This is a genomic window from Streptomyces sp. NPDC021224 (assembly GCF_044332905.1).
In the GTDB taxonomy this organism is placed as follows: Bacteria; Actinomycetota; Actinomycetes; order Streptomycetales; family Streptomycetaceae; genus Actinacidiphila.
In genome coordinates, this window is the sequence record NZ_JBIRPW010000001.1 from 179,899 (window position 1) to 200,208 (window position 20,310).

A 20,310-nucleotide genomic window follows, 5' to 3' on the forward strand; every position below is an offset into this window, starting at 1 on the left:
GGCCAGGTCATGCGGTCAGGTCATGCGGTCGGGTCACGCGGTCAGATCATGTGGTCGCGGGCATCAGCTGCGCCATGTCGAACCCGGCGACGTCCTTGCTCGATCCGATGCCGTCGCCCCACTGCATGTAGCCCTTGCGGACGCCGTTGTCCTTGTCGTTGACGTCCAGCACGAAGGAGAAGACGGTGTTCGCGACCGGGGTGACGGACGCGAGGTCGCTCCACGGGACGGCGATCCGGTAGAGGGTGGTGTGCGCGGTGTCGTCCCGCGTGATGTGGACGCTCGCGTTTGTGACCTGGCCGCTGCCCTCGGTCGGGGCGATCCAGCGGTAGAGCTGCTCGCCCGCCGACGTGAGCGCGGCGCCGTACTCGTAGTGGCCGTTGACGGACGCGGTGCTCGGGGCGGACGCGCCGCCCGGGGCGCCGGAGGTGGCCGCGAACTGGAGGCTGTCGCCCTGCCAGATGTCGGGGCCGGTGGCGGGCTGGGAGAGGACGTCGTCGGTGAGGTTCGCCGTGAGGTAGAGGTTGGCGTCGTCCCAGTTCAGGTACACCTTGCCGGACAGGTCGGAGGCGCCCCCGTACGGTTGCGAGCCGTCCAGGCTGGACCACGCGGCGGTCTTGCCGAGGTCCACGGCGGGACCGTCCTGGACGTCGGCGAGGGTCCAGTCCTTGCCGAGGCTCTTGCGGACGACCGGCAGGAAGGAGACGTGGCCGGAGAAGTTCTCCGAGGACAGGTCGCCGGAGATCGCCGCGGTCACCGTGAAGGGGTAGGTGGTGCCGAGGTCGATGCCCGTGACGGGCACCTCCACGGTCGCCGACTCCCCGGGCGCGATCGTGGCGCTGACCGCCTGCGTGCCGGTCGTGCCGCCGAGCTTCCAGTGGACGCCGGTCACGGCGGTCGCGGTGTCGGACGGGTTGTGCAGGACGACCTGGAGCTTCCCGGCCGCCGGGTCCGTCCCCGTCACGACCGGGGTGACCTGCTCGGGTGTGGCGCCCGAGGTCACCGTCAGCGGGCTGACGGCGGCCTGGCTGTACGCGCCCGCGCCGCCGCGGAAGGAGGCGCTCGCGGCCAGTTCCGCCTTGGTGCCGGGGCTCGCGGACGCCGGGACGGTCACGCTCCAGGTGGCGGTGACCTTCTGGCCGGGGGCGACCTGCTTCACCGTGACGGGCGAGGTGGCCTTCGCCGTCCAGCCGTCGGGCGCGGTCAGGGCCAGCGTGAGGTCACGTACGGCCTTTCCGCTGGTGTTGGTGTAGGAGGCGGTGGCGGTCACGGCGGTGTCGGGCTTGACGATGTCCGCGGCCTGGAGGGTGAACGGGTTCTGGACCACGATCGGGGCGGTGCCCGTCACGCCGTCCACCGTCACCTCGACGGAGGCGGCGCCGGGCGCGTGCATGGTGACCACGCCGTCCCGGCTGACGGTGGCGACCTGCGGATCGGTGGTGCGGTAGGTGACGTGCGCGCGGCCGAGGTCGGCGAACGACTGGTCGTTGTTGGCCGCCTCGACGATGTGGTCCGCGGCGGCGTGCCGCTGCTCCAGCGCGGGGTCGGTGTCGGGGGCGATCCACGGGTTGGTCCTGGTGAGGTCCAGGGTGTCGCCGGCGGAGAAGACGACCTGGCCGGGCTGGACGGTGACCGACCGCACCCGCGGGGTGACGGCGCCGCGCACCGTGACGGTGCCCGAGCCCGCGACGGTCGCGGAGTCGGGGCCGACGCGGAAGGCCCAGGTGCCGTTGTCCACGACCTGCTTGAGGGAGTCCTGGTCCCAGCGGCTGAGGTCGGCGGCCTTGACCGAGAGGCTCACGTGCTCGGTCTTCCCGGGCGCGAGGACCTTGGTCTTCTTGAAGCCCGCGAGCTGCTGCCTGGGCAACTCCGTGCCGGGGACGGTGAACTGCCGGGCGGCGTACAGCTGCGCGACCGTGGCGCCCGCGGCCGTACCGGTGTTGGTGACGTCGAAGGTGACCTTCACCGTGCCGTCGGCGGTGGTGGCGGAGGGGCCGACCTTGACGTGGGAGTAGCGGAAGTCGGCGTAGGACAGGCCGTATCCGAAGGGGTAGGTCGGCTTGCCGGTGAAGTACATGTAGGTGCGGCCGAGTCCGCCGGTCTCGGACGGGGTGAGGCCGTAGCTGTCCATCGACGGGAGCTGGTCGTCGCCGGAGAACCAGGTGAAGTCCAGGTGGCCGGACGGGTTCTGCTGCCCGAGGAGGACCTGCGCGAGCGCGGTGCCCTGGCTCTCGCCGTTGTAGCCGGAGAAGAGGACCGCCGGGAAGTCCTTCCGCGCGGCGCTGATGTCGTACGGGCCGTCGGCCTGCATTACCACCGCGGTGCGCGGGTTGCCGAGCGCCGCGGTCTGGTCGATCAGGCTGTTCTGGTTGCCGGGCAGGGCGAGCGCGGCGCGGTCGGTGCCCTCGTCGGCGACGCCCATGTCGGAGCCGACCATGACGACGACCAGGTCCGCCGTCCTCGCCGCGGCCTGGGTGGCGGCCGAGCACGCGGCGGGCGTGGTGGCGCCGGTGGAGACACCGCACGCGTCGTAGGTCACCGTGGCGCCGGGGTGGGCGGCCTTGACCGCGTCCGTGATGCCCTGCGCGGGGCTGACGGTGTGCGAGGGGCGGCCCGAGTAGCCGCCCAGCGTGGTGGTGCCGGCGAGCCCGCCGAGGATCACGACGCTGTTCAGCTTCTTCGCGTCCACCGGCAGCAGGGCCTTCGAGGTGCCCTTGACCTTGTCGTTCTGCAGCAGCACCAGGTCCTGCGCGGCGACCTTGGCGGCGAGCGCGTGGTGCGCGGGCGACTCGATCTGGTCCTTGGTGATCTTCGTGTACGCGACCTTGTTCGCCGGGTCGAACTCGCCGGTCTGCATGCGGACGGTGAAGAGCTGGGTCAGCGCGCCGTCGATGACGCCGGTCGAGAGCAGGCCCAGGTCGAGGGACGCGTCGATGTTGGCGGTGGTCAGCTCGCCGCCCGCGCAGTTGAGCTGGGTGCCCGCGCGCAGCGCGAAGGCCTGGCCGCCCGCGGCCGCCGGTATCTCCTTGCCGGTCGCGGTCTCGGTCCACGTGGTGCCGTTGGTCGTCCAGCCCGGGGGCGCCCAGTTGTGCGCGCCCGACGAGTAGACGTCGCCGATAGCGCCGCAGTCGGAGGTGGTGTAGCCGCCGAACCCGTAGGTGGCCTGGAGGAGTTCGTTGACGGTGTACGTGCTCGCGGGCGCGGGCGTGCCGTTGATGGCGTTGTACGCCGTCATGACGCCCGAGACGTGCGCCTTCTGGACCAGGCTCGCGAACTGCTTGGTGTAGTAGTCGCGGATGTTGGCGTCGGTGGTGTTCGCGCTCTGGGTGTGCCGGTTGTTCTCGTCGTTGTTGAGCGCGTAGTGCTTGGCGGTGGCGGCGACCTTCAGGTACGGGGTCATCTGCTTGCCGTCGATCGTCTGGCCCTGGTAGCCGTTGACGAACGCGCCCGCCATGGTGGAGGCGAGGTAGGTGTCCTCGCCGAAGGACTCGTTGGTGCGTCCCCAGCGCGGGTCGCGGTCCATGTTGACCGTGGGCGCCCAGAAGGTCAGGTCGCCGTAGTCGTCGATGTCCGGGCCGATGTTGTTCTGGCCCTTGCCGAACAGGGACTTGTCGAGGGTGCCGCGCACCTCGTCGGAGATCGCCGTCGTCTCCTGGTAGGTCAGCTCCGGGTCCCAGGACATGGTGGCCGCGAAGTTCACCGGGAAGCTGGTCGCCGTGACGTCCAGCTCGCCCTGGCTGCCGGCCTCGGTGTCGGCGCCGAGCCGGTTGATGCCGTGCTGGCCCTCGCTCCAGTACGTGTACTGCTGGACCCCCAGCCGCGGGATGGCGGGCGCGTTGTTGGTCTGGAGCTGCTTGACCTTCTCCGGCAGCGTCATCCGCGAGACCAGGTCGGCCGCGCGCTGGGCGAAGGTGTAGTGGGTGTCCAGATAGACCGGGGTCGTCGCGGTCGCCCGCGCCGCCCCCTGGGGGCTCGCCTGCGCCACGGCCGGCAGCCCCGCCACGACGGTCGCCGCGAGCGCGGCGGCCACCGTACGGCCGGCCCGTCCTCTGAGTTTTCGGGAGCGCACTGTTGTCTCCTTCACGTCACGCGCCCCACCGGGCGCAGGTCACGCCCAGACACATTCGGCTTGCAATGAGCAGAAGTCAAGGCTTCGTTCAGGGCGCGCGAAGATCCCATGAACTGTCAGATAAGTGCCCTGACAAGGGGATTAGCTCTCCACGCGGCGCCACCGTGACGACCCGGTCCGCCGCCGTGCGCGCAGCCTTTTGCCTAATACCGGCGAAAGTCGCCGTCGCGGTCACACGCTGATCGCGAGCTTTCCCCGCACGCCGCCCGCCGCCAGCAGGGCGTGCGCCTCGGAGAGCCTTTCCAGCGGGAAGGCCTGTTGCACATGCACCGCCAGCCGCCCCGCGTCCACCAGCGCCGCCAGCTCCTCCAGCCCCGCCGCGTCCGGCTCCACCCCGACGGCCGCGAACCGCACCCCGGCCTCCGCCGCCAGCCCCGGCAGCGTCGTGCTGAGCCGCTCCACCGCGCTGACCAGGATCCCGCCCGGCCGCAGCACCCCGAACGAGCGCTCGGCGTTGCCCCCGCCCAGCGTCTCCAGCACCACGTCCACCGGCTCGTCCCGCAGCACCCGCGCGTAGTCCTCGGAGCGGTAGTCGATCAGCCGGTCGGCGCCCAGACCGCGCAGGAAGGCGTGCTTGCCCGCGCTCGCGGTACCGACGACCTGCGCGCCCAGGTGCTTGGCGATCTGCACGGCGACATGCCCGAGCCCGCCGCCCGCACCGTGCACCAGCACCCGCTGCCCGGCCCTGACCCGCGCGATCTCGGTCAGCGCGTGCCACGCCGTGAGTCCCACCAGGGGCAGCGCCGCGGCCTCCTCGTGGCTGATCCGCGCGGGCTTGCGCGCGAGCTGGCGCGCGGGCGCCACGACGTACTCGGCGTTGGCGCCCGCGGCGGCCGGGAAGTACGGCATCCCGAAGACCTCGTCGCCGACGGCGAAGCGGTGCACCCCCGGATCGGCCTCCTCGACGACCCCGGAGACGTCCCAGCCGAGCACGAACGGCGGCTCGCCGAGCAGCGGGAAGGCCCCGGAGCGGACGAACAGCTCCACCGGGTTGACGCTCGTCGCCCTGACCCTGACCAGCACCTGCGTGGGTCCGGGCACGGGCCGCGGGGCGTTCTCGGTGAGTTCCAGCACCTCGGGGCCGCCGAAGGACTTCTGGGTGATCGCACGCATCGTCATGCACTCCTGCCGGGAGGTCTCGTGGACGTCCCCGCGGGGACTCCCCGGGGGACGCCACCCATCCTCGGGAGAGCCGGTACCCGTTGAACAGAAGGCACTTGAAAGGTATATAGGTACCTCATGGGTACTACCGACGGCCTGCGCTTCCACGGCGGCGCGGACGCCTACCTCGCCGCCTGCCCCTCCCGGCAGATCCTCGACGTCCTCGCCAACAAGTGGACGATGCTGGTCATGGGCGCCCTGTCCGGCGGCCCGCTGCGCTTCGGCGAGCTGCGCCGCAGACTGGACGGCATCACACAGAAGATGCTCACCCAGACCCTGCGCACCCTGGAGCGCGACGGCCTGGTCACCCGCACCGTCTTCCCGACGATCCCGCCGCGCGTCGACTACGCGGCGACCCCGCTCGGCGAGAGCGTCACCGCGCTGCTGCACGCGATCCGCGCCTGGTCCGAGGACAACATCGACGCCGTCCTGGACGCGCGCGACACGTACGACGCCCGCGCCGCCGAGGAGGTCCGGCCGCTTCCGGCCTGACCGGGCGCGTGGACGTGCGCACGCGGAAGCCGCCGTCCCCCCGGGGGAGGCGGCGGCTTCGCGGAACGGGGCGGGGCGGGGTCAGCCGGCGGCGGCCGGGACGAACTGGGCCGTGTAGACGCCGTCGCGGACGGTGGTGATGTGCACGGCGCCGGTGAGGCCGTCGTACTCGCCGGTGCCGCCGGTGACGATGCCGTCGACCGAGGCCGGGGCCTGACCGTCGCTGACCAGGCCGCCGACCTGGAAGCCGATCGCGCCGCTGCCGGAGATGCTGACCATGCCGGTGCAGTAGATGACGTCGCCGTCCTCACCCGTGACGTCGTTGCAGCTGAGCACCGCGCCGCCGATCGTGTTGCCGTCGGCGTCGCGCACGGCGCCGTGCTCGCCGAAGGACCCGTTGGCGGTGTTGCCGGCGGGCATGTCCTGGCTGAAGTCGAGGGTGACCGTCTGGGCGGCCTCCGCCGGGGTCACCGCAGAAGCGGCGGTCGCCAGGCAGGGGGCGGCGGCGAGGGCGAGAGCTGCCGCGGAGCCGGCGACGGCCCGCTTGAGCAGGACACTACGAAGCATACGTTCCTCCTTGGGGTGTTCCGGGCGGATTCGCCCAGTGCGCCCCTAGCTGACCACACCGCCGGGAAGCGGCCCCGCCGCCGGTCGCGGCGCGGGACGAATTCCCCGGTTCGGCGGGCAAATCCGGCGCCGTTCAGTCGAATTCGCCGCACATCTGCAGTCATCCGATTACGCCGGACGTGCCACGACGATTTCGCATGTACCCCTGGCACATGCTTATGCTCGATTTATCTTCGGCCCGGCCCCGTCACACGGCCGCGTTTCCCCTGGAGGATCGGCATTGAGTCCTGCGCGCCCATTGCATCGTCCCGGAGAATTCGGCGGTCGGGTTTTCGGATTGTCGGCCGCACTGCGGTGGGCCGCCTATCCGCTGCTCCTGCTCGCGGTGGTCTCGGCCGCCGCCGGATCCCTGGCCGAGCACTGGAACGACGGTGACGTCCTGGCGTTCGCGCAGGTCGTCGCCATCGGCTACCTGTGGACGCTGGAACGGCTCATCCCGTACCGGACCGACTGGCACCCCGGCGGGCGGGAAATCCGCTGCTACGGACTCTACTTCGTCCTGACGATGACCGGCGGCGCACTCGGCCAGCTGCTGGCGGCCTCGATGGTGGCACGGCTGGCGACACCACGGCCGGTGCTGCCGCTGGGCGTCGAAATTCCGCTCGCGCTGCTCACCGGGTCGCTGGCGAAATACCTTTTCCACCGCTGGTCGCACCGCAACCGGTGGCTGTGGCGGCTGCACGGCGTCCACCACGCGCTGGACAAGGTGAACGTCACGAACAACGGCGTCAACCACCTGCTCGACGTTCTGCTGGGGCAGGTCGCCGTGCAACTGGCGCTCACCGCGGTCGGGTTCTCCCGGCAGTCCGTGCTGTGCGCGACGCTGTTCGTCCTCGCCCAGGGGTATTTCGTGCACGCCAACATCGACGTCCGCCTCGGCTGGCTGAACCACCTGTTCGCGAGCCCCGAACAGCACCGGCTGCACCACAGCACCGTGCTGGACGAGGCCGGGCACTTCGGTGCGGACCTCGCGATCTGGGACCACGCGTTCGGCAGCTTCACCTGGCGGCCCGGACGCGTCCCCACCGGGGTCGGCCTCCAGGACCCGGCCTCCTTCCCGCCCCCCGGCGACGTCCTCGCCAGCCTGCTGCACCCCTGGCGCCCGGCCGCCGCCAGGACCGGCCCCGGTCCCACCGCCTGACCGGGCCCCGCGCAGGCCCCCCTCCCCCGCCCCGCACCGCGCCGGGGCGCCATGACCGCACGGACAGGACCATGACGGACTCGCCCCACTCCCGCAGCCTTCCGCAGGACCGCGACGCCCACGGCACCCCGGAGCGCATCGCGATCATCGGCATCGGCTGCCGCTTCCCCGGCGGCGTCCGCGACCACCGCGGGTTCTGGCGTGCCCTCGTCGAGGGCCGGGACTGCGTCACACCGACCCCCGCCGACCGCTACGACACCGCCACCCTGGGCAGCCGCGACCCGGCCAAGCCCGGACGGCTGACCGGCGGACGCGGCGGCTACATCGACGGGGTGGCCGAGTTCGACCCGGAGTTCTTCGGCATCAGCCCGCGCGAGGCCGCACACATGGACCCGCAGCAGCGCAAGCTGCTGGAGGTGGCGTGGGAGGCGCTGGAGGACGGCGGGCAGCGCCCCGCCCTGCTGGCGGGGCGCGAGGTCGGCGTCTACGTCGGGGCGTTCACGCTGGACTACAAGATCCTGCAGTTCGCCGACCTGGGCTTCGAGAGCCTGTCCGCGCACACCGCGACCGGCACGATGATGACGATGGTGTCGAACCGCGTCTCGCACTGCTTCGACTTCCGCGGCCCCAGCGTCTCCGTCGACACCGCGTGCAGTTCCTCGCTCGTCGCGCTGCACCTGGCCCGGCAGAGCCTGCTGCGCGGCGAGACCGACCTCGCGCTCGCGGGCGGCACGCTGCTGCACCTGGCGCCGCAGTACACGATCGCCGAGACCAAGGGCGGTTTCCTTTCCCCCGGCGGCCGTTCGCGCGCCTTCGACGCCGCGGCGGACGGCTATGTGCGCGCCGAGGGTGTCGGCGTCGTGGCGCTCAAGCGGCTCTCGGACGCGCTGCGCGACGGCGACCCGGTGCACGCCGTGGTCATCGGCAGCGGGGTGAACCAGGACGGCCGCACCGACGGCATCACCGTGCCCAACCCCGACGCCCAGACCACGCTGATCCGCCGGGTGTGCGCGGAGGCGGGCATCGCGCCGGGCGACCTGCAGTACGTGGAGGCGCACGGCACGTCCACGCCGGTCGGCGACCCGATCGAGGCCGCGGCGCTCGGGCGGGTGCTGGGCGAAGGGCGGGCGCCGGGCGCGCGGGCGTACGTCGGCTCGGTCAAGACCAACATCGGGCACACGGAGGCGGCCGCGGGCGTCGCCGGGCTCGTCAAGACCGTGCTGGCGCTCAAGCACCGCCGTATCCCGCCGCACATCAACCTGGAGCGGCCCACGCCCGCCGTCGACTGGGACGCGCTGCCCTTCGAGGTGCCGACCCGCGCCGTGGACTGGCCGGAGCACGAGGGCCCGGCGCGGGCGGGCGTCAACTCCTTCGGTTTCGGCGGCACGAACGCGCACGTGCTGCTGGAGGAGGCGCCGCCTCAGCCCGTCCCGGCCGAGGCCCCCGCGCGCCTGCCCGCGTACACCGTGCTGCCGCTGAGCGCGCGCTCCCCCGAGCTGCTGGCGCAGCGGGCCGCGGCGATCCGCGCGGAGCTGAACGGGCCGTCCACCGTGGCGCTTTGCGACCTCGGGCACACCCTCGCGGTGCGCCGCGAGCACCACGAGCACCGGCTCGCGGTCGTCCACGACCCGGCCTCGCGCGCGTCGCTGGACGAGGCGCTGGCGGCGTACGAGCACGGCGAACCGCACCCGCGGGTGGTCACCGGGCGGCGGCTCCCGCCCGGCGGGCGGCGGCTGGCGTGGGTCTTCACCGGGATGGGCCCGCAGTGGTGGGGCATGGGGCGCGGCCTGCTGGCCGCCGAGCCCGTCTACCGCGCGGCCGTCGAGGAGTGCGACGCCGAGATCCGCCGCCAGGCCGGGTGGTCGCTGCTGGAGGAGCTGGGGCGCGGCGAGGACACCTCGCGGATGGCGCAGACCTGGCTCGCGCAGGCCGCCAACTTCGCGGTGCAGGTGGGTCTTTCGGCGCTGTGGCGCAGCCGCGGGATCCGCCCGGACGCGGTCGTCGGGCACTCGACGGGCGAGATCGCCGCCTTCCACGAGGCCGGGGTGTACGACCTGGCGGACGCCGTCACGGTGGTACTGCACCGCGGGCGGCTCCAGCAGCGCCTCGCGGGCACGGGCACGATGCTCGCGGCGGGCCTGACCGAGGCGGAGGCGGCGCGGCGGGCCGGGCGGACCGGCGGGCTGGTGTCGCTGGCCGCCGTCAACGGGCCCGGGGACGTCACCTTCTCCGGGGAGCGCGAGGCGCTCGGCCGCCTCGCGGCGGAGCTGGAGCGCGAGCAGGTCTTCGCCCGCTTCCTGCCCGTCGAAGTGCCCTACCACAGCGCGCAGATGGAGCCGATCCGCGACGAGCTGCTGGCGGCGCTGGCGGGCCTGGAGCCGCGTACGGCCCGGCTGCCGCTGTACCTGACCGCCACCGGGGGGCGCGCGGAGGGGCCGGAGCTGGACGCCTCCTACTGGTGGCGCAACGTCCGCGAACCCGTGCGCTTCCGCGCCGCCGTCGATCTGCTCGCGGACGACGGCCACGGGATCTTCCTGGAGGTCGGCCCGCACCCCGTGCTGGGCCACGCGATCCGCGAGTGCCTGGGCGACCGCGGGGCCGAGGGCCGGGTGCTGCCGTCGATCCGGCGGCGGGAGGACGAGCCGGAGGTCCTCACCCGCTCGCTCGCCGCCCTGCACACGCTGGGCGTCGAGCCGGACTGGGCGGCGCTGCACCCGGGCGGGCGGCCGGTGCCGCTGCCGGGCTACCCGTGGAAGCGGGACGTGTACTGGACCGAGCCCGCACCCGTGGCGCAGGTGCGGCTCGGCCGGGTCGACCACCCGCTGCTGGGCCGCCGCACCACGAGCGCGCAGCCCGCGTGGGAGGCCCGCCTCGACGTCGAGCACCTGCCCTACCTCGCCGACCACCGCATCCAGGAGGCGGCGGTCTTCCCCGCCGCCGGGTATCTGGAGATGGCGACGCAGGCGGTACGGGCACTGACCGGCTCGCCGCGCGCGGTGCTGGCCGACGTCGAACTGCCCCGGGCGCTGTTCCTGTCCGACGACCGGCCCTCCCCCGTCCAGCTGCACTTCGACCCGGAGACGGCCGCCTTCACGATCGCCTCGGCCGCGTCCTCCGGCGAGCGCACGGTCCACGCGACCGGCACCGTCCGCGCGGCCCGCCCCCGTACCGCCGTGCCCGCCCCCGACGTGGACGCGATCCGCGCGCGGGCCGGGCGGCGGCTGGACCGGGCGGCCTGCTACCGGGAGCTGGGCGCTCTCGGGTACGGCTACGGGCCCGCCTTCCAGCGGGTCGCGGAGGTGTGGATCGGGCCCGGCGAGGCGCTGGCCAGGATCGTGCCGGACGAGCGGCCCCCGGCGGACGCGGCCGCGAGCCACGCCCACCCCACGCTGCTGGACGCCTGCTTCCACGCGCTGCTCGCCCCGCAGCTCCTCGACGGCCCCCCGGCGGGCCCGGCCGCGAGCGGCATCCGGCTGCCGCTGTCGCTGCGCGAGGTGAGCCTCGACGCGCTCGGCGGCGCCCCGTTCTGGGCGCACGCGACCGTGACGGGCGAGGACGGCGGCGAACTCACCGGTGATCTGGTCCTCCTCGCCGACGACGGCGCCCCGCTCGGCCACGTCACCGGCTTCCGCGCCGCGGGCACGGAGCAGGCCGCGACCTCGGTGGGCCTGTCCTCCATCGACGGCTGGCTCGCCGAACCCGTCTGGCACGAGGCCCCGTTGGCCGACGAGCCGTCCCCGGCGCACACCGGTCCCGTACCGCTGCCGCGCACCGCGGAGTCCCCCGCGCCGGGCGCCGCCGAACTGCCCGACCGGCTCGTGGTCTTCGCCGACGCGACCGGCCTCGGCGTCGAGATCGCCGACCGGGTACGGGAGAACGGCGGGCGCTGCCACCTCGTCCACCCGGGCGAGCGCTACCGGCACGGCACCGGCGGCTCCACCCTGCGGCCGGACTCCGCCGACGACCTCCGCCAGCTCTTCGCCGACCTCGACGACTCCTACCGCACCGTCGTGCACCTGTGGAACCTGGACCGGCCCGCCCTCGACACCGTCGCGCGCGCCGAGCTCGCGGTGTGCGCGACCCTCGGCGGCTACTCGCTCGTCGCCCTCGCCCAGGTGCTGCCCGAGGCACGGCCCGCCGGGCGGCTGCACATCGTGACCCGCGGCGCCCAGGCCGTCCTGCCCGGCGAGGAGGTCGAGCCGCTGGGCGCCCCCGCGTGGGGCATCGGCCGGGTGCTGTGGCAGCAGGAACTCGTCGCCCAGCGCGGCACACTGCTCGACCTCGACCGCACCGTGGACCACCCGGCGGAGGCCACCGCGGTGCTGCGGGAGATCACCGCGGGCGGCGCCGAGGAGATCGCGCTGCGCGGCGGCCGGCGGCTGGCCTGCGTGCTGGCCCGGCCCGCCGCTCTCACCCGGCCGCTGCCGCTGCGGCTGCGCGCGGACGGCAGCTACCTGGTCACGGGCGCGTTCGGGGCCCTCGGCATGCTGCTGTGCCGCACGCTGGTCCGGCGCGGCGCCCGCCGCCTGGTCCTCGCGGGCCGCACCCCCGTGCCCGCCCGCGAGGAGTGGGCCGGGCTCGACCCGAGCAGCCCCGCGGGCCGCCGGGCCGCCTTCCTGCGCGAGCTGGAGGCGCTGGGCGCGCACGCCGAGACGGCGCCCCTGGACGTCACGGACGAGGCGGCGCTCACCGCGTGGCTCGACGACCGGCGCCGCCGCCAACTGCCGCCCGTACGCGGGGTCTTCCACCTCGCCGGACAGGTGCGGGACGCGCTCGTCGGCGAGCTGGACCGGGACGTCTTCGACACCGCCTACGAACCGAAGGTCGCGGGCGCGTTCCTGCTGCACCGGCTGCTGCGCGACGAACCGCTCGACCACTTCGTCCTCTTCGCCTCCATCGCCTCGCTGCTGACCACCGCGGGCCAGGCCAACTACGCGGCGGGCAACGCCTTCCTGGACGCGCTGGCCCACCACCGGCACGCCCGCGGGCTGCCCGCGCTCAGCATCGACTGGGGCCCGTGGGCGACGGGCATGATCGAGGAGTTGGGCCTGGTCGAGCACTACCGCGCCGCGCGCGGCATGAGTTCGCTGCCGCCCGCCGCGGGGATGGCCGTGCTGGAGCGCGTCATCGGCCAGGGCCGGCCGCAGCTGCTGGTCGCCACCGTCGTCGACTGGCAGGTCTTCCAGTCCTGGTACGACGTGCCGCCCGCGCTGGTCGCGGGCCTGGTCGCCGCCGCGGCCGAGGAGGCGCCCGCCGCCGACCCGGGCGGCTTCCCCGCGGCCTTCCGGGCGGCCGGGGCGCGCGAGCGGCGCGAGCTGGTGGCCGCGCGCTTCACCGAGATCGTCGCCGGTGTGCTGCGCGTGAAGCCCGAACGCGTGGACCTCGCGGCCGGGCTGAACGCGCTCGGCCTGGACTCGCTGCTCGCGATGGAGCTGCGGGCCCGCTTCCAGGCCGAGCTGGGCGTCGCGCTCCCGGTGGTGGCGCTGCTCAGCGGCGACCCGGCGGGCGAGCTGGCCGAGCGGCTGCACGCGGGCCTGCTGGAGCTGGCCTGCGACGACGGGGCCGCGGCCGGGGCGGCGGTGGAGGTGCACACCGACCCCGCGCGCTACCCGCTCACGTACAACCAGAAGGCGCTGTGGTTCCTCAAGCACCTCAACCCGGACGCCTTCGCCTACAACATCGGCGGCGCGGTGGAGGTCACCGCGGCGCTGGACCCCGCGCTGATGTTCGCGGCCTTCGGGGTGCTGCTGGAGCGGCACCCGTGCCTGCGGGCCAACGTCACGCTCGACGGCGGCACCCCGGTGCAGGTCGTCTCGCCCGACGTCCGCGCCGACACCGCGCTGTTCGACGTCGAGGGCCGGCCGTGGGAGGACGTCCGGCAGCTCATCGTCGCCGAGTACCGCAAGCCGTACGACCTGGAGCGCGACCCGCTGGTGCGCTTCCGGCTCTTCCGCCGGGGGCCCGACCGCTGGGTGCTCATGAAGGCCGTGCACCACATCGTCTCCGACGCGATCTCCACCTTCACCTTCATCGAGGAGCTGTTCACGGCGTACGAGGCGCTGCGGCACGGGCGCCCGGTCCAGCTGCCCGCCCCCACGGGGCAGTACCTGGACTTCGTCAACCACCAGAACCGCTTCCTGGCCGGGCCCGAGGCCCGCGGGATGCTGGACTACTGGCGCGGCGCCCTGCCGTCCGCGATCCCGGTCCTGGCGCTGCCCACCGACCGGCCCCGGCCGCCGGTCATGACGCACAACGGAGCCTCCGAGTTCTTCCGGCTGGACGCCGGGCTGACCGCGGGCGTGCACGCGCTGGCCCGCGCGCACAACGCGACCCCGTTCATGGTGCTGCTGAGCGCCTACTACCTGCTGCTGCACCGCTGGTCGGGCCAGGACGACCTGATCGTGGGCAGCCCGGTGTCCGGGCGCACCCGCGAGGAGGACGCCTCGGTCTACGGCTACTTCGTCAACCCGCTGCCCCTGCACGTGAGCCTCGACGGCGACCCCACGGTGGCCGAACTGCTGGGCCGGGTACGGGAGACGGTGCTCGGCGGGCTGGACAACCAGGAATACCCGTTCGTGCTGCTGGTGGAGGAACTGGGCCTCCAGCACGACCCGAGCCGCTCCGCGGTCTTCCAGGCGATGTTCATCCTGCTGACCCACAAGGTCGCCGCCGAGCGCTACGGCTACCGCCTGGAGTACATCGAACTCCCGGAGGAGGAAGGCCAGTTCGACGTCACGCTGTCGGCGTACGAGGACCGCACGGACGGCTGCTTCCACTGCGTGTTCAAGTACAACACCGACCTGTTCGACGCGGACACCGTGCGCCGCCTCGCCGACCACTACCGGGCGCTGCTCGCCGGGCTCACCGCCTCGGCCGCCGACCGGCCGGTGAGCGGTATCCCGATGCTGGGCGAGGACGAGAGCACGCGGATCCTCGACCGGTGGAGCGGCGCGGACCGCCCGGCGGGAGACGCGCCTCCGGTCACCGAGCTGTTCGCGAAGGCCGCGGCCGCGCACCCGCGCTCCGTCGCGGTCACCGCCCCCACCGGGTACGGCCCGGCGCGGCGGCTGACCTACCGCGAACTCGACCTGATGTCGGCCCGGATGGCGGGGCGGCTGGCCGAACTGGGTGTGGGACCCGGCGCGGTGGTGGCGGTGTGCCTGGACAAGTCCCACGAGCTGGTCGCGAGCCTGCTCGCGGTGCTGCGGGCGGGCGCCGCCTACCTGCCGCTCGACCCGGACCACCCGGCCGAACGCCTCGCCGGCCTCGCCGCCGACGTCGGCGCCGCTCTGGTCGTCGCCGACAAGCCGGGACGGTTCGCCGCCCGGGTCGTGACGCCGGAGGACCTGGCGTCGGGCACGGTTCCCGCGGCCGACGCGGCGGTGGACCCGGCCGATACGGCCTACGTCATCCACACCTCGGGCTCCACCGGCCGCCCCAAGGCGGTGCGGGTGAGCCACCGCAGCCTCGCCGCCGCGTACGCCGGGTGGCGCGACGCCTACCGGCTCACCGGCGGGGAGGTGCACCTGCAGATGGCCGGGGTGCCCTTCGACGTCTTCACCGGGGACCTGGTGCGGGCGCTGTGCTCGGGCGGCACGCTCGTGCTCGCCGGGCGCGAACTGGTCCTCGACACCGCGCGGCTGCACCGCACGATGCGCGAGGAGGGCGTGGACTGCGCCGAGTTCGTGCCCGCGGTGGCCCGCGGCCTGGTCGCGTACTGCGAACACGAGGGCCTGCGGCTGGACTTCATGCGGCTGCTGGTCGTCGGCTCGGACACCTGGAAGGCGGGCGAGCACCGGCGGCTGCGCGCGCTGTGCGGCCCGGACACCCGGCTGGTCAACTCCTACGGGCTGACCGAGACCACGATCGACAGCACCTTTTTCGACGGCCCCGGCGACGGCCTGGAGCCCGGCCGCACCCTGCCGGTCGGGCGGCCCTTCCCCGGCAGCGAGGTCTACATCCTCGACCGGCACGGCCAGCCCGTCCCGCCCGGGGTCCCCGGCGAGCTGTGGATCGGCGGCACGGGTGTCGCCGACGGCTACGTGGGCGACCCCGCACGTACCGCCGAGCGCTTCACCACCCGTACGGTCGGCGGCGCCGCGCGGCGCCTGTACCGCACCGGCGACCTCGGCCGCTGGGACGCCTCCGGGGTGATCCACCTGCTGGGGCGGGCCGACAAGCAGGTCAAGCTGCGCGGCCACCGCATCGAGCCCGGCGAGATCGAGGCGCACCTGGTGGCCGTGCCCGAGGTCGCCCAGGCCTGCGCGGTGGTGCGCCCCGGCCCGGCGGGCGAGGACGCGCTGTGCGCCTACTGCGTCCCGGCGCAGGGCGCGGAGCCGGACCCGCGGGCGCTGCGCCGCCGCCTCGCCGAGCGGCTGCCGACCTACCTGGTGCCCGCGCACGTCACGCTGCTGCCCGCGCTGCCGCTCACCGCGAACGGCAAGGTCGACACCGCCGCCCTGCCCGCGCCCGCCCCGCATCCGGAGGCCGACCGGCACGACCCGCCGGTCACCCCGTACGAGGTGCGCACCGCCGAGCACTGGAAGAGTGTGCTGGGCCTGGAACGGGTGGGCCTGGAGGACGACTTCTTCGAACGGGGCGGCAGCTCGATCAAGCTCATCGAGCTGATCCACCACCTGCGGACCGACTTCGCGGTGAGCGTGCCCGTCGGGCTGCTCTTCCGCAGCAGCACGCTGCACGGCATGGCGCGTACCGTCGAGGACGTCGCCACCGGGCGGATCGCGGGCACCCTGCCGTACCTGGCCTTCAACGAGGGCGCGGACCCCACCGTCTTCTGCTTCCCGCCCGCGGGCGGCCACGGCCTGGTCTACCGGCACTTCGCCGAGCAACTGCCGCAGCACCGGGTCGTCGCCTTCAACCACATCCCCGGCGACGACAAACCCGCCCGCTACGCCGACCTCGTCCAGCAGCACGCGGACGGGAGCCCGTTCACCCTCCTCGGCTACTCCCTCGGCGGCAACCTCGCCTTCGAGACGGCCAAGGAGCTGGAGCGGCGCGGCCTGCGCGTCGGCGCCGTCGTCATCCTCGACTCCTACCGCATCCCCGAGCCCTACACCGTCGGCCCCGAGCACCTGGCCTCCTTCGAGAGCGAGCTGGCCGAGCACCTGCACCGGCACACCGGCTCGGCGATCGTGGCCCGCGAGACGATGGAACAGGCCCGGGACTACCTGGAGTTCTGCGCCCGCACCGCCAACCCGGGCACGGTCGCGGCGCCGCTGACCGTCATCGGCAGCCAGGACGCGCTGCCCGGCCACGCCCCCGGCCGCCCCCGCTCCTGGCACGGCGCCTCCACCGCCCGCACCGACGTCCTCCAGGGCTCCGGGCGGCACGCCGAGATGCTGGACGGCGAGCACCTGCGGCGCAACGCCGAACTCGCCCTCGCCGCCCTCGCACGGGGCGGTGACGGCCGTGGCTGAGCGCCCCCCGAAGGTCATCGTCGTCGGCGCCGGCATGGCCGGGCTCGCGGCGGGCTGCTACGCGCAGATGAGCGGCATGGACAGCCGCATCTTCGAAAAGCACGTGCTGCCCGGCGGCTGCTGCACCTCCTGGGCGCGGCAGGGCTATCTCTTCGACTACTGCATCGACTGGCTCATCGGTACCGCCCCGGGCAACGACGCCCACCGGGTGTGGCGCGAACTCGGCGCCCTGGACGGCAAGTCGGTCACCGACTTCGAGATCTTCAACCGGGTCGTCGACGAGAGCGGCCGCGAGGTCCGCTTCTACAACGACCCGGACCGGCTGGAAGCCCATCTGCTGGAGCTGTCCCCCGCCGACGCCAAGCACATCCGACGCTTCTGCGCCGACCTGCGGCGCTTCACCACGATCGACCTCTACCCCTTCCTGACCCCGCCGCCGCTGCGCAGCGCGCGCGAGAAGCTGGAGCTGCTGCGGAAGGTGCTGCCCGCCTTCCGGCTGTTCTGGCGCACGGGCGCGACGCAGATGGACGCCTTCTGCGCCCGCCTCCAGGACCCGCTGCTGCGGCGGGCCTTCCCGTACGTCTTCTTCCAGGACCACGAGGTCTTCCCGCTGCTGCCGTACCTGTTCAACATGGCCGCCGCGCACCGCGGCAACTGCGGCTTCCCGCAGGGCGGTTCGCTGGGCCTGGCGCGGTCGGTGGAGAAGCGCTACCTGGGGCTCGGCGGGCGCGTCGACTACCGCTCGGCGGTGACACGCGTGCTGGTCGAGGGCGACCGGGCGGTGGGCGTGGAACTCAGGAACGGCAGGCGGGAGTTCGCCGACCACGTCATCGCCGCGTGCGACGGCCGGACGGTGCTGCGCACGCTGCTGGAGGGGCGCTGGTCCAGCCCCGTCACCCGGGCCCTGTTCGACGAGGCCCTGCACCGCCCGGACACCCTCTACCCGGGCGTCGTCTCCGCCTTCGTCGGCCTCACCGGCGACCTGCCGCCCGGCACCCCGCACAGCACCACCTACCTGCTGTCGCCCGAGGACAGCGCGCGGCTGCCCGCCGTACGACAGAACAGCCTGGTGGTGCAGGCCCGTTCGCAGTACGCCGACGGCTTCGCACCGCCGGGACGCTCGGTCGTGCACTGCACCTACTTCAGCGACTTCGGGTACTGGCAGGAGCTGCGCACCGCCGACCGCAAGCTCTACCGGGCGCGCAAGCGCGAAGTGGCCGACTTCCTGCGGGACTTCCTGGAGCGCACCCACCCGGGCACGGCCGGGCGCACCGAGATCGTCGACGTCGCCACACCCGTGACGCTGCGCCGCTACACCGGCAACCACGAGGGCAGCATCCTGGCCTGGAAGTCCTTCACCGACACCGAGAAGCTCACCGACCGGCTCGTCGGCCGGGACCGGATGCGGCTGCCGGGCCTCACGGGCTTCTCCATGACCGGCCAGTGGGTCGCGGGCGGCGGCCTCATCCGCGCCGCCTCCGCGGGCCGCTTCGCGATCCGCTACCTGTGCGACGAGCTGAAGCTGCCCTTCCACGCCTGGCCCAGCGACGACACCACACCCTGGCACCCCTCGCAGTGGGGCGAACTGCCCCAGCTCGACACGGAAGCCACCTACTCGGGAGCGGCCCGCGCATGAGGCAGACGATGATCGTGGTCGGCGGCGGCCTCGGCGGCCTGTCCACCGGCTGCTACGCCCAGATGAACGGCTACCGCAGCACGATCCTGGAGATGCACGAGATCCCCGGCGGCTGCTGCACCGCCTGGGACCGCGGCGCCTTCACCTTCGACCCCACCGCGAGCTGGCTGCTCGGCTCCGGGCCCGGCAACGAGATGCATCGCATCTGGCTCGAACTCGGCGCGCTCCAGGGCAAGTCGATGCGCACCTTCGAGACCTTCAACACCGTGCGGGCGCGCGACGGGCGCGCGGTGCGCTTCTACTCCGACCCCGACCGCCTCCAGGCCCACCTGCTGGAGATCTCCCCGCAGGACGCCCGCCTGATCAAGCGCTTCTGCGCAGGGGTGCGGGCCTTCCGCACCGCCCTGGTCAAGTACCCGTTCCTGACGCCCGTGCCGCTCATGGACCGCGCCGACCGGCTGCGCATGCTCGCGGGCTTCCTGCCGTACGTCAACGTGATGCGGCGCGCGATGGGCACGCCCATGACGGACTTCGCCGACCGCTTCCGCTCCCCGCTGCTGCGCGACGCGTTCAACCACATCCTCTACGAGAAGCACCCGAGCTTCCCGCTGCTGCCCTTCTGGTTCCAGCTCGCCAGCCACGCCAACGGCTCCGCCGGGGTGCCGGAGGGCGGCTCGCTGGGCCTGGCCCGCTCCGTCGAACGGCGCTACCTCGGGCTGGGCGGCACGATCGAGTACAACGCCAAGGTCACCGAGATCCTGGTGGAGGACGACCGGGCCGTGGGCGTGCGGCTCAGCGACGGCAGCGAGCGCTACGCGGACATCGTCGTCGCCGCGTGCGACGGCCGCACCGCGCTGCTGGACCTGCTCAAGGGCCGCTACCTGGACGAGGGTTACCGGCGCCTGTACACCCGCACGATCGACGAGCCCGGCATGATCTTCCCCGGCTACGTCACCGTCTTCCTGGGCCTGCGCCGCCCGTTCCCCGACGGCGACCCCTGCACCACGTACCTGCTCGGCGAGGAGCAGGCCGCGCGGCTGACCGGCATCCGGCACCCGAGCATCAACGTGCAGTTCCGCAGCCGCCACTACCCCGAGCTGTCGCCGCCCGGCACCGCGGTCGTCTACGCCAGCTACTTCTGCGACATCGCGCCCTGGCGGGAGCTGAGCACCGGCCCCGAGCAGGCGAGCCGGGTGCGCCGCGGGGTCGAGACGCACACTCTCGCGGTCGGCCGCGGCCGCGCCTACCAGCAGGCCAAGCGGCGGGCGCGGGACACGGTCCTGGAGGTGCTGGAGGCGCACTACCCCGGGATCGGGGAGACCGTCGCCGTCAAGGACGTCTCCACCCCCCTCACCCAGGTCCGCTACACCGGCAACTACGACGGCACGGTGCTGGGCTGGCAGCCCTTCCTGCCCAGCGGCGACGCCGTCGAGGCGCAGGTCCGCCGGCACGGGCCGGGCCTGCCGGGCCTGGCGAACTTCTACCTCTCCGGCGTCTGGGCCACCACCGGCGGGCTCATCCGCGCGGCCGCCGCCGGACGGCACGTCCTGCACTACGTCTGCCGCGACGACGGCAGAACCTTCCGCGCCGAGGTCGACGGCAGCGCGCCGCCGCCCACCCACATCCTCGAAGGAGTCACCCTGTGAGCACCGCCCCCGCCGTGGACCCCGGGCAGGCCGTCCGGACC

8 protein-coding genes are annotated in these 20,310 nt (G+C 73.6%); 5 read left to right on the plus strand and 3 right to left on the minus strand.

The genetic code is table 11. The features are described from left to right. Positions 1–46: 46 nt before the first annotated feature. Positions 47–4,069 carry a glycoside hydrolase family 3 C-terminal domain-containing protein gene (locus ACH4PY_RS00760; RefSeq protein ID WP_398174138.1) on the minus strand — a complete coding sequence of 1,341 codons (4,023 nt, stop codon included), beginning with the start codon at positions 4,067–4,069 and terminating at the stop codon, positions 47–49. Between the two features lie 231 nt (positions 4,070–4,300). Beyond that, positions 4,301–5,242 carry an NADP-dependent oxidoreductase gene (locus tag ACH4PY_RS00765; RefSeq protein WP_398175998.1) on the minus strand — a complete coding sequence of 314 codons (942 nt, stop codon included), beginning with the start codon at positions 5,240–5,242 and terminating at the stop codon, positions 4,301–4,303. Between the two features lie 126 nt (positions 5,243–5,368). Here ACH4PY_RS00765 and ACH4PY_RS00770 point away from each other — a divergent pair, with 126 nt between their 5' ends. Next, positions 5,369–5,782: a winged helix-turn-helix transcriptional regulator gene (locus ACH4PY_RS00770; protein ID WP_398174141.1), complete on the plus strand. Its 414-nt coding sequence runs from the start codon at positions 5,369–5,371 to the stop codon at positions 5,780–5,782. 81 nt (positions 5,783–5,863) lie between these two features. Here ACH4PY_RS00770 and ACH4PY_RS00775 read toward each other — a convergent pair whose 3' ends face one another. Continuing rightward, positions 5,864–6,349 (minus strand): hypothetical protein, encoded by a 486-nt coding sequence (locus ACH4PY_RS00775; protein WP_398174144.1) that lies wholly within the window; start codon positions 6,347–6,349, stop codon positions 5,864–5,866. Between the two features lie 337 nt (positions 6,350–6,686). Here ACH4PY_RS00775 and ACH4PY_RS00780 point away from each other — a divergent pair, with 337 nt between their 5' ends. From ACH4PY_RS00780 to ACH4PY_RS00795, 4 genes are all read left to right on the plus strand, one after another. Then, complete coding sequence (locus ACH4PY_RS00780; RefSeq protein ID WP_398174147.1) at positions 6,687–7,550, plus strand: sterol desaturase family protein; 864 nt, start codon at positions 6,687–6,689, stop codon at positions 7,548–7,550. Positions 7,551–7,621: 71 nt separating this feature from the next. After that, the gene (locus ACH4PY_RS00785) at positions 7,622–16,987 is read left to right on the plus strand and encodes an amino acid adenylation domain-containing protein (protein ID WP_398174150.1); all 9,366 of its coding nucleotides are present in this window, start codon (positions 7,622–7,624) and stop codon (positions 16,985–16,987) included. Then, on the plus strand, positions 16,980–18,623 hold the full coding sequence (locus ACH4PY_RS00790) for a phytoene desaturase family protein (protein ID WP_398174153.1): 1,644 nt from the start codon (positions 16,980–16,982) through the stop codon (positions 18,621–18,623). The genes ACH4PY_RS00785 and ACH4PY_RS00790 overlap by 8 nt, the downstream gene beginning before the upstream one ends. Before the next feature lie 8 nt (positions 18,624–18,631). After that, positions 18,632–20,269 (plus strand): phytoene desaturase family protein, encoded by a 1,638-nt coding sequence (locus ACH4PY_RS00795; RefSeq protein ID WP_398176000.1) that lies wholly within the window; start codon positions 18,632–18,634, stop codon positions 20,267–20,269. The last annotated feature ends 41 nt before the right edge of the window (positions 20,270–20,310 follow it).